This window comes from Zoogloea sp. LCSB751, assembly GCF_002028455.1.
Classification (GTDB): Bacteria; Pseudomonadota; Gammaproteobacteria; order Burkholderiales; family Rhodocyclaceae; genus Zoogloea.
Window position 1 is genome coordinate 62,310 of sequence record NZ_MWUM01000002.1, and the last position, 14,389, is coordinate 76,698.

At 65.1% G+C, this 14,389-nt stretch carries 12 protein-coding genes; all 12 read right to left on the bottom strand.

What is annotated here, in order from left to right; all coding sequences use genetic code 11:
* Positions 1-117: 117 nt before the first annotated feature.
* The gene (locus B4920_RS03195) at positions 118-501 is read right to left on the bottom strand and encodes a flagellar protein FlaG (protein ID WP_079433173.1); all 384 of its coding nucleotides are present in this window, start codon (positions 499-501) and stop codon (positions 118-120) included.
* A gap of 78 nt (positions 502-579) precedes the next feature.
* Positions 580-1,428 carry a flagellin gene (locus tag B4920_RS03200; RefSeq protein WP_079433174.1) on the bottom strand — a complete coding sequence of 283 codons (849 nt, stop codon included), beginning with the start codon at positions 1,426-1,428 and terminating at the stop codon, positions 580-582.
* Between the two features lie 119 nt (positions 1,429-1,547).
* The gene (locus B4920_RS29425) at positions 1,548-1,718 is read right to left on the bottom strand and encodes a hypothetical protein (RefSeq protein ID WP_161493229.1); all 171 of its coding nucleotides are present in this window, start codon (positions 1,716-1,718) and stop codon (positions 1,548-1,550) included.
* On the bottom strand, positions 1,715-6,172 hold the full coding sequence (locus B4920_RS03205) for a glycosyltransferase (RefSeq protein ID WP_079433175.1): 4,458 nt from the start codon (positions 6,170-6,172) through the stop codon (positions 1,715-1,717). Before B4920_RS03205 ends, B4920_RS29425 begins: the two co-directional genes overlap by 4 nt.
* 20 nt (positions 6,173-6,192) lie before the next feature.
* Positions 6,193-7,263: a CDP-glycerol glycerophosphotransferase family protein gene (locus B4920_RS03210; protein WP_079433176.1), complete on the bottom strand. Its 1,071-nt coding sequence runs from the start codon at positions 7,261-7,263 to the stop codon at positions 6,193-6,195.
* Positions 7,260-8,198 carry a WxcM-like domain-containing protein gene (locus B4920_RS30730; RefSeq protein WP_079433177.1) on the bottom strand — a complete coding sequence of 313 codons (939 nt, stop codon included), beginning with the start codon at positions 8,196-8,198 and terminating at the stop codon, positions 7,260-7,262. Before B4920_RS30730 ends, B4920_RS03210 begins: the two co-directional genes overlap by 4 nt.
* Positions 8,195-9,307, bottom strand: a complete 1,113-nt coding sequence (locus B4920_RS03220; protein WP_079433178.1) for a DegT/DnrJ/EryC1/StrS aminotransferase family protein — start codon at positions 9,305-9,307, stop codon at positions 8,195-8,197. Before B4920_RS03220 ends, B4920_RS30730 begins: the two co-directional genes overlap by 4 nt.
* Positions 9,291-10,025, bottom strand: coding sequence for an NTP transferase domain-containing protein (locus B4920_RS03225; RefSeq protein WP_079433179.1), 735 nt, complete (start codon positions 10,023-10,025; stop codon positions 9,291-9,293). Before B4920_RS03225 ends, B4920_RS03220 begins: the two co-directional genes overlap by 17 nt.
* A gap of 75 nt (positions 10,026-10,100) precedes the next feature.
* Positions 10,101-10,727 (bottom strand): gamma-glutamyl-gamma-aminobutyrate hydrolase family protein, encoded by a 627-nt coding sequence (locus B4920_RS03230; protein WP_079433180.1) that lies wholly within the window; start codon positions 10,725-10,727, stop codon positions 10,101-10,103.
* Positions 10,724-13,048 carry a PEP-utilizing enzyme gene (locus tag B4920_RS03235; RefSeq protein ID WP_079433181.1) on the bottom strand — a complete coding sequence of 775 codons (2,325 nt, stop codon included), beginning with the start codon at positions 13,046-13,048 and terminating at the stop codon, positions 10,724-10,726. Before B4920_RS03235 ends, B4920_RS03230 begins: the two co-directional genes overlap by 4 nt.
* A gap of 8 nt (positions 13,049-13,056) precedes the next feature.
* Positions 13,057-13,809: a class I SAM-dependent methyltransferase gene (locus tag B4920_RS03240; RefSeq protein WP_079433182.1), complete on the bottom strand. Its 753-nt coding sequence runs from the start codon at positions 13,807-13,809 to the stop codon at positions 13,057-13,059.
* Positions 13,806-14,345: an adenylyl-sulfate kinase gene (locus tag B4920_RS03245; RefSeq protein ID WP_079433183.1), complete on the bottom strand. Its 540-nt coding sequence runs from the start codon at positions 14,343-14,345 to the stop codon at positions 13,806-13,808. Before B4920_RS03245 ends, B4920_RS03240 begins: the two co-directional genes overlap by 4 nt.
* Positions 14,346-14,389: the final 44 nt, after the last annotated feature.

Here is a 14,389-nt window from a genome sequence, read left to right on the forward strand (position 1 = left end):
GAGTGCGTCAGCGTGACTGCATCTAATCAGCATGGACCGTGCCAGTTGTTGCAGGTTCCTTCCAGAAAAAAACCCACCTTGCGGGTGGGTTGATGTCCTGCAAGCACTCGTCGGTACTCAGACCTTTTGCCTGACGAGCAGGCCTTGCAACTTGTCGAGCGCCTTGGCGATTGCCAGCACTTCTTCCGACGGAATCTGGCGGAGCACTTTCTTCGATTCGGTATCGACAACTTTGACTACCGTGCTCCCGGTGTCCTTGTCGATCGAAAACTGCAAGCTCTGTGCCGTCTGCTTGATGACGTCCTGAATCTGCGTGACCGCCTGGGCGAGCTGGTCCGGTGTGAGCTGCGTATTCTCGGCCTGATTGGCCGCTTTTACCGCCTGAGTGTCGCCGCTTGGAGTTGCAGCATCTGCCTGACGGGTGCCGTCCACGCTGGTGGATGGGCGTGCCGGTGGCGAAAACTGCTGCGCAGCACCGGGGCCGACGGGTTGAATGCTCATGGTGATCTCCCATTTATGCAGAGAGCGCCGCACCTTTTGAAGGTGCGGCGCCTGCTGCGGCGGACTCTAGAGGCTGGATTAGCGCAGCAGGGACAGCACGTTGTTCGGCATGCTGTTGGCCTGGGCGACCATGGCCGTACCGGCCTGTTGCAGGATCTGGCCGCGGGTCATGTTGGCGGTTTCCTGGGCGAAGTCGGCATCCATGATACGGCCGCGGGACGACTTGGCGTTTTCGGAGGCGACCTGCAGGGTCTGCACGACGGAGGAGAAGCGGTTCTGCACGGCACCCCAGTTGGCGCGGGCGGTGTTGAGGGTGTCGATGGCCGCATCGATCGATGCGATGGCAGACTGGGCCGCGCCCACGCTGGCGGAAATCCCGGAGCCGGACAGAGCACCGGCAGTCGTCGAACCAAAGCTCGCGCTGGACAGGCCAACCTGTGCGCTGGTCACGGAGATCGAGTCGGTGCTGGCAGTGCCTGCGCCAACCTGGAACGTGAAGGACACGCCGGAGCCCAGAACGCTCTGGCCATTGAAGGTGGTGCCGCCCACGACACGAGCGATTTCCTGGTTCAGCTGCTGGAATTCGAGATCCAGGCTGGAGCGGTCGCCGCTGGTGTAGGTGCCGTTGGCAGCCTGCACGGCCAGTTCGCGCATCCGCTGGAGGTTGTCGGTAATGGCCTGCATCGCGCTTTCAGCGGTCTGCGCCATGGAGATGCCGTCGTTGGCGTTGCGGATGGCTACGTCAAAGCCCTTGGCCTGGGAGTTCATGCGGTCGGCAATGGCCAGACCGGCGGCGTCGTCCGCGGAGCTGTTGATGCGCAAGCCCGAAGACAGGCGTTGAACGGCCTTGGAAAGGCCCGCCTGGGACGAAGACAAGTTGCGCTGAGCATTCAGCGACATTGAGTTGGTGTTGATTGTGGCAGCCATTTTGGTTCTCCTTCATTCCGTTCAAGTCTTAAGCGTCTCGGCCTAACTTTGGTTCGCCTTGCCCGGTGAGTGTAAGGCAACCGCTGTTGAGACCATTAACGGGATGATCTGAAAAGACTTTAGAAAAATGTTGACTTTTTTCTTTTTGCGGGATTTTTGGTGTTGTGGCGGATTGCCGCTTGGCTAGCAATAGCGGCCAGAACACGCAAAGCTTTAGCGCAAAAATGTAACTTCAACGCATTTTCTACCGGTGCCGATATGCTTGATGGTTTGGGGGCGTTGGCCTTCATGGCCCGTAGGCCGCAAACCAGCTCGCGGTGTGATTCTCCAGGATGAAGCCTGTCTTGACCCAGTGCTGCAGGGCCAGGCCGGCCTGCTTCAGGGCTTCCGGTTCGGCAAGCTGCTCACGGATGGTCCGGATCCACAGGTCTGGATCGTTGCGCAGACGCGTTACCGGCGCACTCTGGTAGGGGAAGATGTCGGTGCAGATCACGGGCCAGCCCATCACCCCGTATTCAAGCAGGCGCAGGTTGCTCTTGGCTTCGTTGAAGGGATGGATCTCCAGCGGGGCGATGGCCAGATCCAGGTCCATTGCGGCGAGGGCCTGCGGATACTTGCGGTAATCGAGCTCGAAGCCGCGGTCTTCACGGACAAAGGGCTTCAGCGCGTCAGGGCACATGCCCATGAAGATCCAGTCCACTTCATCGGCGAGCGCTTCCACGACCGGGTAGATGAGTTCCAAGTCGCCGTGATGCTGCTGGGCGCCTGCCCAGCCCACGCGGGGTTTCCGCCGCGGATTCCGCGGTGGCGCCGCGTCGCCCCACAGGGACCACTCCAGGGTGTTCGGCATGACCCGGATGTCTTCGATCATGTCGGCGCACAGGTCGGCCAGCGGCGGGGTGCTGACGACGGCCCGGTCTACCCGCGACAGGTTTCTGCGCAGGCGCTGGCGCCCGTCCTTGTAGCCGTTCCTGTACAGCGGGTGCTTCCGCGGCAGATCGGTCACCAGGTCATCGATCGTCAGGATGCGGCGCAGCTTCGGGAAATGGCGCGCGTAGCCGTCGAGGGCGTCGCTCTGCATGTCGTCGAGGGGCTGGTGCATGATCAGCACGTCGGGCGCGGCGCGCGCGATCTCGATGGGGGTGAGGATCCGCATGGTGAAGGCCTTTGGCGGCTCGCTGATCATGGTGTGTGCGAGCCCGGCCTGGCTGATGTTGCGCAGCGGCGCCCGCAGGCGGTATTCGCCGGCTCCACCGGGGACCGGCGTGGCCAGGATGCGGGGACGGTCGTGGAACTGCGGGTCCCAGTCGATGGGGCTGATGTGGTCCGGCTTGTAGGGGATGGCCAGGCTCAGGTTGCGGTTGTAGGCCGTATCGTTGGCGAGGCGCGACATCCAGCGCTGGAGCAAGGCGTCGCTGGCGTCCTGCGCGGCCTTCAGGTCAGCCAGCTTGACTTCCAGCTTGCGTTGCCGGGCGGTGATGGAAATGCTGTTGTAGTGGACCAGCGTCGCGTAGGGCGTCCACACGATCTTGTGGCCCTGTTCGCCGGCGCGCAGGCACAAATCGAGGGCGCCGTGGAAGAGGGGGAAGGTGTGGCTGTCGATTCCCTGGAGCTGCACGAACACGCTGCGTCGGACCAGCAGCGCCGAGCCGCTGGCCGCACTGAGGTTCTGGTCGCACAGGGCGCGTCCCATGTAGCCCGGATCGGTGATTTCCGCATTGTTGTTCCAGGGACTTCCTGCAATTCCGTAGAGTCCAAGGATCGTGCCGGCATCCTGAACTTTCGCAGTTTCCGGATAGGTCAGGCGAGGGGCGACGATGCCCACTTCGGGGCGCTGGGCAAAGGCCATCAGCCGTTCGAGCCAATCGTCCTGGACGATATGGGTGTCGTTGTCGAGGAAGAACAGGTAGTCGCCGGCGGCGGCGGCGGCGCCGGTATTCGCGCTGGCCCCCCAGCTGAATTCGCCCGGGCAGGAAAGCACCCTGACCGGGTGGTCCAGGGGATTTTCCCGCAGGGTGTTCAAGTACCTGATGGTGTCCGGGTCGTTGCTGTCATTGTCTACAACAATGATCTCGTAGTTTGGATAGCGGGTCCGTTCCTCGATGCCCTCGATGAGCGGACGCAGGTATTCCTCCCTGTCCCGCGTCGGGATGACGATGCTGACGAGGGGCGTGGTGGGCCAGCGATACTGGACCCGGCGCGTGCCGAACAGCGCTCCGTCGAGCACGTCCGCGCTCAGTTGCCGTCTCGCCAGGTGGTCCTGCAAGGCCGTCTTTTCGGCTTCGGGAGCAAGGGAGCGCAGGGTGTGGCGGGACAAGTGGGCGAGTACCTGGCTGACATGCCCGATCGCTCCTTCTCCTTCCTGGTCGAGGACGCGCAGGGCAATGTCATAATTCTCCGCCCCCTTGTGTGCGCCATAGCGGCCACTGGCGAGAAAACTCTCCTTGGCGACCAGCACCAGACTGCCGAAGTAGGCCTGGGATCGCAGCAGGTCGAGATTCAGATCGGGTTTGAACAGCGGGTCGGTGTAGCTGCCGTCCTCCTGCAACGTGTCTTCGTCGCAGTAGATCAGCTTCCATGCCGGGCGGGCATTGACGTAGTCGGCGATGACCTGCAGCGCATGAGGTTCGAGCACCAGTCCGGGTTCGATACGGGCCAGCCAGGCCCCCGGCGATGCTGCTGCCATCTCGTCGATGACATAATCGATATGGGCAGCATCGCGCAGTGACAGCCATTGCACGTTCGGCGCATCGGCCAGTCCCGCGGGAGCTGCGAGGTCCGTGACGATGGTCAGCAGCCAGTTGGTGTAAAGCTGCGGCGGGAGGCTGTCCAGCGTGTCCGCCAGGAGGTTCTCCTCGCCGGCATGCAGGGCCAGCAGCAGGTGGATGCCCGGGTGTTGGGTCCAGGTGAGCACCATCCGTTCGGCCAGCACCTGGGCGTCGATCTCCTGCAGCGTCTGGCGCGAGCGCCAGACCGCGTAGTTGTGCCGGTCCGCTTCTGCGGCGCCCTGTTCGGTTTCGGGTGTGCCCTCGTCCTTGCCGGCGATTCGGGCGGCATTTTTTGCCGCCCTGCGCGTTTCCTCGAAGCGTGCCAGGAGCTGGGCGCGCGCCTGGCGTATGTCCCTGTCGGTCGTCGGGTGCAGGGCGTAGACCGCCTGATAGAGTTCGGGCAGCCGGTTCTGCTCCCGGTCCAGCATGTGGCTGCCGGCGGCATTGACGCGCGTGCGCACTTCCACCGTCGTCCGGCGGATATGGCAGAACGGCAGCGAGTCAGACAGGCGCAGCAGAAACTCCCAGTCTTCGAGGGCCGGCAGGGATTCGTCGAAGCCGCCGATCCGGTCGACGATCGCACGCGGGTGGCTGAAGGTGTTGACCGGGATGAAGTTCTGAACCGCCAGACGGTCGGCCGAGAAGGCGTCGTGCAGAAGGGGATTTCCGCGGCTGTGCTCGATGCGTCGTCGGCCATCGAGGGTCTCATTGACGTAATCCGCATCGACATACACGACGCTGTCGGGGTGCGACTGGATGGCGCCGGCCAGCGTCTCCAGATGATCCGGCAACATCAGGTCATCGTCGTCCAGGTAAACCACGTACTGGCCGCGGGCCAGTTTCAGGCCGGTGTTGCGGGCTGCGCTGAGACCTTTGTTCACGCCGTGGCGGATCAGGGAGACGGGTGTCGAGAACTGGTTCAGCAGATGCTCGACGGGCTCGCCGCAGTCGTTGACCAGGATGATTTCGAAATCCAGGAACGATTGTTCGTCGATGCTGCGCAGGGTGTCGATGAGCAGCTGCGGCCGGTTGAAGGTCGTGACGATGACGCTGAACAGTGGTGTCGCACCGGCTGCATGACCGGCGCGGGGAAACAGCAGGTGCCGGATGGCATCGCCGCGCGCTGCGTACTTTTCCTGGATGTCCTGCGGATAGCTGGCGAGGCGGCGCTGGTAGTGTTCCCACACCGGCGCCGCGGATTTCTGCAGGCGCTGGCGGGCCGCCGGATCGGCGAGATTGAGCTCCAGGATGCGGGTGTGTTCGGCCAGGGGTTTGTCTGACCGATAGAAGCTCTGGGACACCTGGCCGCCGTGGATCCGGTAACCGAGGGTGGTCTGGCGGAGGAAGATGAAATCAGGGGCGGTCCGCGCGATCCGTGTCCATAGCTCCCAGTCACCGGCCATCATGTCGGAGGCGTGCACATTGCCGTCGGACAGGCGGACTTGGTCCAGGATGCTGCGCCGTAACATGACGGCCGACGGCGTGATGTAGTTGTCGTGGATCAGCAGGTCGACGACCTCGTCCCGGTGGCCGAAATAGGAGTGGGGCAGGTGGCCGGGATGGTCGGCGTGGCGGACCAGGCTGCCGTTTTCGTCGATCCAGTTGCACTGGGTGTAGGCGAGGGACGACTCGGGATGCAGCTCAAGGGCCGCAAAGAGTGCGGACAGATGTCCGGGATACACGAGGTCGTCGGACCCCAGTACCACCACATAGCGCCCGCTGCCCGCATCGACGCAGCGGTTGTAGTTGCCCATCATGCCCAGGTTCTGCTCGTTCACCACGAAGCTGAAGCGGGGGTCGGTCGTGTAGCGTTCGAGCACGGCGAGCGAGTCGTCGGAAGAGCGGTCGTCGAAAACGATCAACTCCAGCTGCACGCCGGTTTCCGCCAGGACCGAGTCGATGGTGTGCGAAATGAAGCGCGCATTGTTGTACGACATGATGGCGACCGTGATGTCGGGTCGCGGGCTCTGGGACATGGTGTGTTCCTGCGCAAAAATTAACGCTGATGTTTGGCGGCCGACCGCGCTTCAAGAAGGGGCAGGGCGTGTTCGACGAAGTTGGTCTCGCTGCTGCCGACATTGAACAGCAGGTAATCCCGGAACCCCGCAATCTGGGTCTGCAGGAAGCCGGAGTGGCGATGGGCGGCCAGGATTCCGGGGAGGAGGTCGTCCAGTTTTCTGACGACGAGGCCGATGTTCTCCCGGCGCTCGAACTGGATGCCCTTCTTGCCAGCCTCGGATGCCGGATCGGGGGCGAAGAACAGGGCCGGCCGGCCGAATGTGAAGGCGTAGGTGAAACCCGTGCCCGAGATGTCGGTGAGCATCAGGTGGCTCTGCGCGTAGGTTTCGAAGTAGTTGCCCGAGCGGTCCAGGGCAAACAGGGGGTGGCCGTCGAACTGGCTGACGATGCCTTCCACCTCGGTACGATCCTGGTCGCGCCAGGATTCCACGTGGGGGCGGAAGACAACCTTGACGCCGGCGTCGATCAGGGTCCCGACGATCTTCCGGCCGTATTGGCCGACTATCGAAAAACGGCTGTTGATGTAATAGGCGTGGGTCGGAGCGAAGACGACGGTGAGGGGGCTTTCCGGAGGCGTGAGGCCGGACGCCTGCAACTGGCGGCGCTGGCCGTCGAGCTTGGGATAGCCGACGCGCAGCAGCAGTTTGTCGGCCAGACCCCGTCGCCGGGCGAGGGCTTCGAACTCCTCGATGTGGTGATGGCCGGCGCAGACGATGGCGTCGTAATGGTCGAACATGCCCTCGTCGTAGACGCCTTCCAGGCTGGTCAGCGAAACCAGGAAATGCACGCGCAGCGCATTGCGCGGGAAGTGAGCCGACTGGGCAACCAGGGGCGTCAGGTAGAGCGACGCGCTCTCCTGCCCCAGGGTCTCCAGCGGAACGTCGAACTGATAGTCGATGCCTGAAGCCCGGGGGCCCGGCATGGACGAAGCCGGAAAGGCGTTGAGCCAGCGCACGCGCCAACCCCGGGCGGCCAGCATGGCGGGAATCTCACCGAGGTTGAAGACATGCGAAACATGGTGGCAGTAACAGATGACGGACCGGCTCACGTTGCGCTCTCCCCGCCGTTCGCCTGCTCGAGGAATTCGTCGTAGTTGCGGATGTAGTCGGCGGCGTCATATTCATGGGACGCGAACACCAGCAGGACGGCGTCGGCCGAATAGGCGTACTGGCTGGCCCAGGTCATCGGAGGCAGGTACAGGCCCTTGCTGCTGCTGTTGAGCAGGAACTCCTGGCGATCCTTGCCGTCGTCTGCCACGACCCGGACACTGCCCTTGGTGCAGATCAGGAACTGCTCGCAGGCCTTGTGCGCATGCTCGCCGCGGACGTCGCGGCTGGGGACGTCGAAGACCATGAAGTAGCGGCGCGGTGAGAACGGAATGTCGGTGGCGAAGTTGCCGACGGTCAGGCTGCCGCGCATGTCCTGGTGACGCGGGAACTCCTTCAGTACAACCCCGCGGACCCGTGATGGCGTGTGCGCGGGCGGGCTGTCCGCCCGCGCCGTGATGCCTTCCGCCGTCGTGGTGGTGTAGCCCACGATCCGCGCCGGGTTGCCGACCACGATGGCGTAGGGCGGGACCGAATGGGTCACGACGGATCCGGCGCCGACCATTGCATACTGGCCGATGGTCAGTCCCGGCAGGATCGTGGCATTGGCGCCGATCGAGGCGTTGTGCTCGATGGTGGTCGGCGAGAAGCGTTCGGGCTGGCGTTTGCTGCGCGGGAAGGGGTCGTTGGTGAAGGTGGCGTTGGGGCCGATGAAGACATCGTTGCCGACGCGCAGCCCGTCCCACAGTTGCACGCCGCACTTGACGGTGACCCGGTCGCCGAGAACGACATCGTTTTCGATGAACACGTTGTCGCAGATATTGCAGTCGGCACCGATGGTCGCGCCGGGCAGTACGTGCGCGAACGCCCATATCCGCGTACCGGCCCCGATCCGGGGGCTTTCGCAGATGCCTTGCGGATGAATGAAATGGCTCACTTCGGGCATTCCTTCTGGGAGGCGATCCGGCAGGCCTGGATCACGGTGGCGACTTCGTCGTTGGTCATTTCGGGGAAGCACGGCAGACTCAGGATGCCCCGCGCGGCGTCCTCCGTGACCGGCAGCGCTGGCCGGCCCTCGTCAGCGTAGGCGGGCTGCAGGTGATCCGGAATCGGATAATGAACGTCGCTGCCGATGCCGTGTTCCTGCAGGACGGCCCGCACCGTGTCCCGTTGCCGCGGGCGCACCACGCACAGGTGGGCTACATCGTCTTCGGCGGGAGCGGGTGGCAATTGCCAGCCGATATCCTTGAGCCCTTCCCGGTAGAGGGACACGATGGCCCGGCGGCGCTGGTTCCAGGCATCCAGGTGGGGGAGCTTGACGCGCAGGACGGCGGCCTGGATTTCATCCAGGCGACTGTTCCTGCCGCCGGCTTCCCGGCATTCGTACTTCTGGGTCGTCCACCCGTACTGGCGCAGGTGCCTGACCCGGGCCAGCAGGGCGGGGTCCTGCCCGGTTACCAGGCCACCGTCACCCAGCGCGCCGAGATTCTTGGTCGGATAGAAGCTGAACGCGGCCAGATCTCCCCAACTGCCGGCGGCGCGTCCCTGCCGGCGGGCGCCGTGGGCCTGGGCGCAGTCCTCGATGACGGGGATGCCACGCTGATGGGCGACGGGGACGAGGCGTTCCACGTCGGCCATCCGGCCATAAAGGTGGGTCACGACGATGGCGCCCGTCGCCGGCGTGATGGCGGCCGCCAGCAGGTCGGGATCGACCAGCAGTGTGTCGGCCCGGACGTCCACATAGACCGGCGTTGCGCCTGTCGCGCGGATGGCCGTACTGGCATACATGCCGGCATTGGCGACCGTGACGACTTCGCGTCCGGGGCCGACTCCGGCTGCGCGCAGGGCCAGCTCCAGTGCATCGGTGCCATTGCCGACGCCGACTGCATCCGGTGTGCCGAGGTAGGCTGCGAACTCCTGTTCGAACGCCTTGTTCTCCGGGCCAAGCACGTAGTAGCCGCGTTCGAGGACGCGCCCGATGGCCGACCGCAGCTCGGGGTCGAGGGGGGCGTTGTGACGCTTCAGGTCGTTAATTGGCAATGTCATGGAGGTCGATGTCGGAATAGGCGTCGAGATCGCTGGCCGAATCGACTTCGCCCCACGGGCCGCTGGCCGGGACGGTGCCGATGCGCCAGCCCTGTTCCAGCCCCCGGCGGAGCAGGGATGTCATGTCGAGTCGGTCAGCGGCAGCCCCGAGCCCGTCAAGGTGGGCTGCGATGTCCCGCCAGCTTGCCGGGGTCAGCTTGAGAAGCCCCATGTACTGCCCCTCGATGGTGTCCAGCCGGTCGCTCCTCTGCCCGATATCGGCCAGTGTGCCGTCCGGCTTGAGCCGGAAAGTCTCCGCGTCCTGCAGGGGATCGGCAAAACGTTTTTGCCAGAGGGCAAGCCAGTCTGTGTCGTAGGAGATGCACAGCGCTTCCGGGCAGGCCGCGAGGCGGCGTACGGTTTCCGCCGAGTAGAAGATGTCGCTGTAGCTGACGATGCAGTCCCCGCTGGCCAGCCATTCGTGTGCGGCGGCGAGGGTGCGGACCATGTTGGTTTCGTGCCAGCGCGGGTTCTCGAAATAGCGGACCGGTTCGGCAAATTTTTCGCCCTTGTAGCCGCGGACGATGGCGATCTCGGAAATGCCGGCGGCCCTCAAGGCGCCGAGTTGCCAGTCCAGCAGGCGGCGACCCTGCAGCAGGGTGAAGCATTTGGGATGTTCGGCAGTCATGTCGCCCATGCGGCTGCCGCGACCGGCAGCAAGGATTACGGCTCGGGTCATAGGGGTCTCAAGTCGGTGTGTATGTACAGCCGGCCCACGGCGGCGGAGTCTTCGTCGAATGGTCGCGCAAAGCTTTTAACATAGGCCGCGCGACGCCGGCAATGATTGGTCCGGGCTCAGCAGGGCGCGGAAACGCGCGATGTCGGCAGGGCAGAAAACGGCTTCGCGCTCGGGGTGCCACATCCACCCCTCCCACGGCAGAGTCCGATGGCCGATGGCTTCGATTTCACTATCTTCCGAGCGGGCCAGGACCTCGAAACCGGCCGGGCAGTCGGCCAGGGCGAATTGATGGAAGCTGTTGACCTCGCCCACGATGCGGCCGGAGAGCTGATGCCGCCGGCGCACATGCCCTGCGACCCGTTTAAGGGGGGTGCCTGCATGCCAGGCCAGCATCTGCATGCCGCGGCAGATGCCCAGGGTCGGCAGGCCCTGCTGCTGCGCGTGGTCGAGCAGGAGGCCTTCGGTGCGATCCCGCGTCGGAATCTCGCCGATGTCATTGCCGCCGGACAGCACCACGGCATCGGGGGCGACGGCCGCCAGCCAGGCGGGGAGCGCATCCGCCGCGGCCAGTGCGTTCGGGACCGGAATGGCCAGGCCACCGGCCGCGGCAATGAATGCGACGAGGCGTTGATCGAGGGCATCGCGGACTTCGCCCCGGTCCGGCCAGGCATCGACCCGCTGGCTGACGGCAACCCGTTTCAATCCAGGATCTCCACCCGCCGGCCGGCGCAGTCGAGATGCAGGTGGCGGGCGCCGGACCAGCGGCGGTACAGCACTTCGCCAGCGCCGATGACGGCCGGCAGTCCCAGTTCGCCGGCGCGGATCGCCATGTGCGAATTGGCACCGCCCCAGGCGGTGATCAGGCCGGCGATCGGATAGGCGAACAGCCAGTCGAAGCCGGGGTCGGCGTTGGGAATGCAGACGATGGCACCGGCCAGCTTCTCCCGTGCATCGCAGTCGATCACCGGGGCGGTGATGCGCTTCTGGGTGATGAAGTTGGGTTCCGTCTCCGGCCACTCGAAGCCCCACACGTCGTCCGGCTGGGCGATCAGCGGCGGCAGCGAGATCCGCTGCGTTTCGGCGTACTGGGCCTTGCCCCGCTCGATGCTGCGCAACAGGGCCTCACGAGGCGATGCGGCGGCGACATGGAGCTCCTTGAAGACCGTGATGTCGGAATAGGCCAGGTCGTCCCGTTCGAAGCCCCATTGGGCGCCGAGCTCGGCGATCAGGGCGAGGGCATCGGACAGGTTGCGGCTGAAGTGGAATTTCGCCAGTTCGCGTAGTTCGATGCCGGCCTGCATGAAGTCGAACAGGCCGACCGGATCGGGCTGCAGGCCATGTTCGTTGAGCAGCTTCACGATGTCCCGCATCTGCGGCAGGGTCAGCGAGAAGGGGTGGGACGGTTCCGGTGCGCCGGGCTTCTGGCTCCAGTCGAAATACAGCTCGGGCGCCTCGTCGTAGCGCGGCGACAGGATGTCGTAGGTGCCGGGGCGCAGGTGCCCGTAGCGGGACAGGAAGGTGTAGCGGTCCAGCGTGGCCCGGTCGCGGGCCAGCTGGCCGCTCACCGTGGACACGCTGCCGATGAAGGCGTCGTAGTCGCTCTGGGAGAACACGCCGACGGCCACCAGGGACTTGAGCAGCTGGACCGCCACGAAGCCGGCCCGGGCCAGCCCGGCGAAGGGCAGGGTGCCGTAGCGCTTGGCATCCTCGAGCAGCCAGTAGATGCGCTCCAGTGGATCGGCGTTGGAGGCGAACAGGACGTCCCGCCGCGTCTTCAGCGTATCGAGCTTGGCGGCATCGTCCCGCCACAGTCCGGCCTTGGGGTGCACGATGCGGTTGGTGAGCTTGCGCAGGCTCTGCGCGATGGTCTCCCGCTCGTGGGCGGAGAAGCCCGCGGCGGCCAGGCGTTCGAGGCGCGCCGGGAGGTCCAGCGTGTAGCAGGAGAAGACGATCTCGAACTCCACCTTGTCGTGCAGGGTGGGTTCGGCCAGCAGGCGGTCGATGTAATGATCCACCAGTCGCCCGGCGAGGCCCTCGTCGAGATCGGCGGGGATGAAGGAGTTGAAGGACAGCCGGACGTCGATATAGGGCAGGCCGAAGAAATGCGGCATCAGCGGAAAGCTGCGCAGGTTGCGGTAGCCGTAGTTGTGGCGCTGGTAGGCCCAGATCGAGTCCGTCACCAGTTCCCGGTACAGGGACAAGGCCAGCGGCTTGGGGCGGATGCCGACGATTTCGGCCGGGTTCCAGTCGGGCATGACGCCATAGACCGTGCGCCGTCCCATCAGAAAGGGGTGGGGGCGCATGCCCCGCGCCACTTTGTCGTGGATGAGCTGGAGGCGGGTGGTTTGGGCATGGTCCGCCTCGGGCGGCTGGGGGAGCACCAGGCGGCGCGCCTGCAGCAGCCACAACACGTCCCCGTCGTCCTCCGCCGTCATCGCGAACTCGACGTCGAGCGGCGCCTCGCCGAGCAGCGCGGACAGTTCGTCGAGCAGCGCGATGACGCCCGACAGGGCGGGGGTAGGGGGCGTGGCCGTCCGCGGCGCCTGGGCGGCCTGCTGCCAGATGCGTCCGCCCAGGCCGCCGGTGACCGCCGCGGTGTCGTTGCCTTCCGACCAGTTCACGATGCGGTATGGGGCGCAGGTGTTCGGATCATGGGAAAACGCCACGCCCGAGCGCAGCACCTGCTTCAGCATGGGCTGGATCAGGACTTCGTCGGTCGGCAGCGCTGTGCCGTAAGACTGGAACACCCTTTCTATGGCGGCCTCCAGATCCTCTGCCCGCACATCGGGCACCGACAGGAAGGCGCCGGCGTATGAGGCTTCGGCGCTGTCTTCGCGCCCGCAACTGGAGCGGACGATCCACGGCCCGGTGCCGATGCTCTCGCCGATGCCGGCGAGGCAGGCCCCGCGCCGGGACTGCCAGTCCTGTTGCGTGAAGCTCACCAGCGGCGGAATCCGTGCGCTCCGGAGCCGGCCCTGCAACTGCTTGAGCGTTCCGGCCTTGGTGCCGAGTGTGATGGGCATGGTGAGCGTCAGCCGTTCAGTTGGGCGACCCAGATGTTGGTGGAGTAGGGGATCTGGATGGTGGCCACGCCGAGGCCCTTGAGATACTGGTCGATCGCCTCGACAACTTCGTGGAAGCGCTCGCCGGCCTGGCGTTCCAGCGTGGCGTGCGAGCGCCAGGCTTCCGTGCATTCGGCTACGGTCTGCTCGTGGATCACCCGCGCGTCGAGGTGGACGACGGGGCCGAACAGGCCGCTGCTGTCGATGACCGCGGTCTGGTCTTCACGCCGCGTGCCGTAGCCGTAGCCGGCCACATGGCGCTTGATGATGGCCTCGATCTCGGCCTGGATCGGGTCATCGAGGTGGCGGTGGTTCCACATGCAGGCAAACCAGCCGCGGGGCTTGAGGATGCGGGCGCTCTCCTGCAGTGCGAGGGGGCGGTTGCAGACGTTGAACGAACTGCCGAAGGTGACCATGTCGAAGGCCTGCCCGGCCTGGCCGGTGTGTTCGCCGGTGCCCTCATGCCAGCGCACGTTGCCCAGTGCCCGGGTGCGGGTCACGCCGTTGGCGCGCATCGCGTCGTTGGGTTCGACGGCGACGACGTTCAGGCCCCGCGCCGCCAGCATCAGGGTCAGGTGCGCAACGCCGGCGCCCACGTCGCAAACGGCGTCGCCCTTCTGGAGGCCGGCGATGGAGAGCATCGCGTCAATGGCCGCATCGGCGTAGTCCGGCCGTTTCAGATAAGCGTCGGCCAGCGTCGTGTAGTCCCATTCCGTTTTCATTGTTGTCCTTCCCTTTCCAGTGTTTCCAGTAAGCGGGACGCCAGTGTCTCCACGTCGACGCCCGGTGTGAATCCGGCGATCCAGTCTGCAGCTTCGGGTTCATCGATCGGCAGGTCGAGCCCGGCCACGTCGGAGAGCTCGCCCGCATCGAAGCGGCGGTAGATGCCCTTCGGGTCGCGTCTCCTCAATTCTTCCAGCGGCACCTTCAAATAGGCTTCGAAATACCCCGGCAGGTGGTGCCGGTTCCAGGCATGCACCTCCCGGAACAGGGAGATGGTGGCGATGACGACGGTCAGCCCCTGCTGGGCCAGGACCCGGCACAAATGGGCGTATTGCATGGCCAGGGCCAGGCGGCCTTCGCGCCCGTGGTTCCGGCTGTTCTGGGCGGTGGCGCCGAAAACCTCGCGCAGTTCGTCCCCGTCCAGCATGACCACCGCCGGGTTGCGGGCCCGCAGGTGTTTGCCGACTTCATGGGCGAGGGTCGATTTCCCCGCTCCCGACAAGCCGGTTATCCATATGACTCTTCCGTTCCCCACTCGATGACCTCAATCAGCATTTTGCATGTTGTGTTGCGCGTAGC

Coding starts and splice junctions, on each gene's coding strand:
- B4920_RS03195 (WP_079433173.1), bottom strand. CDS start 501: ATGAGCATTCAACCCGTCGGCCCCGGTGCTGCGCAGCAGTTTTCGCCA.
- B4920_RS03200 (WP_079433174.1), bottom strand. CDS start 1,428: ATGGCTGCCACAATCAACACCAACTCAATGTCGCTGAATGCTCAGCGC.
- B4920_RS29425 (WP_161493229.1), bottom strand. CDS start 1,718: ATGAAGGCCAACGCCCCCAAACCATCAAGCATATCGGCACCGGTAGAA.
- B4920_RS03205 (WP_079433175.1), bottom strand. CDS start 6,172: ATGTCCCAGAGCCCGCGACCCGACATCACGGTCGCCATCATGTCGTAC.
- B4920_RS03220 (WP_079433178.1), bottom strand. CDS start 9,307: ATGACATTGCCAATTAACGACCTGAAGCGTCACAACGCCCCCCTCGAC.
- B4920_RS03225 (WP_079433179.1), bottom strand. CDS start 10,025: ATGACCCGAGCCGTAATCCTTGCTGCCGGTCGCGGCAGCCGCATGGGC.
- B4920_RS03235 (WP_079433181.1), bottom strand. CDS start 13,048: ATGCCCATCACACTCGGCACCAAGGCCGGAACGCTCAAGCAGTTGCAG.
- B4920_RS03240 (WP_079433182.1), bottom strand. CDS start 13,809: ATGAAAACGGAATGGGACTACACGACGCTGGCCGACGCTTATCTGAAA.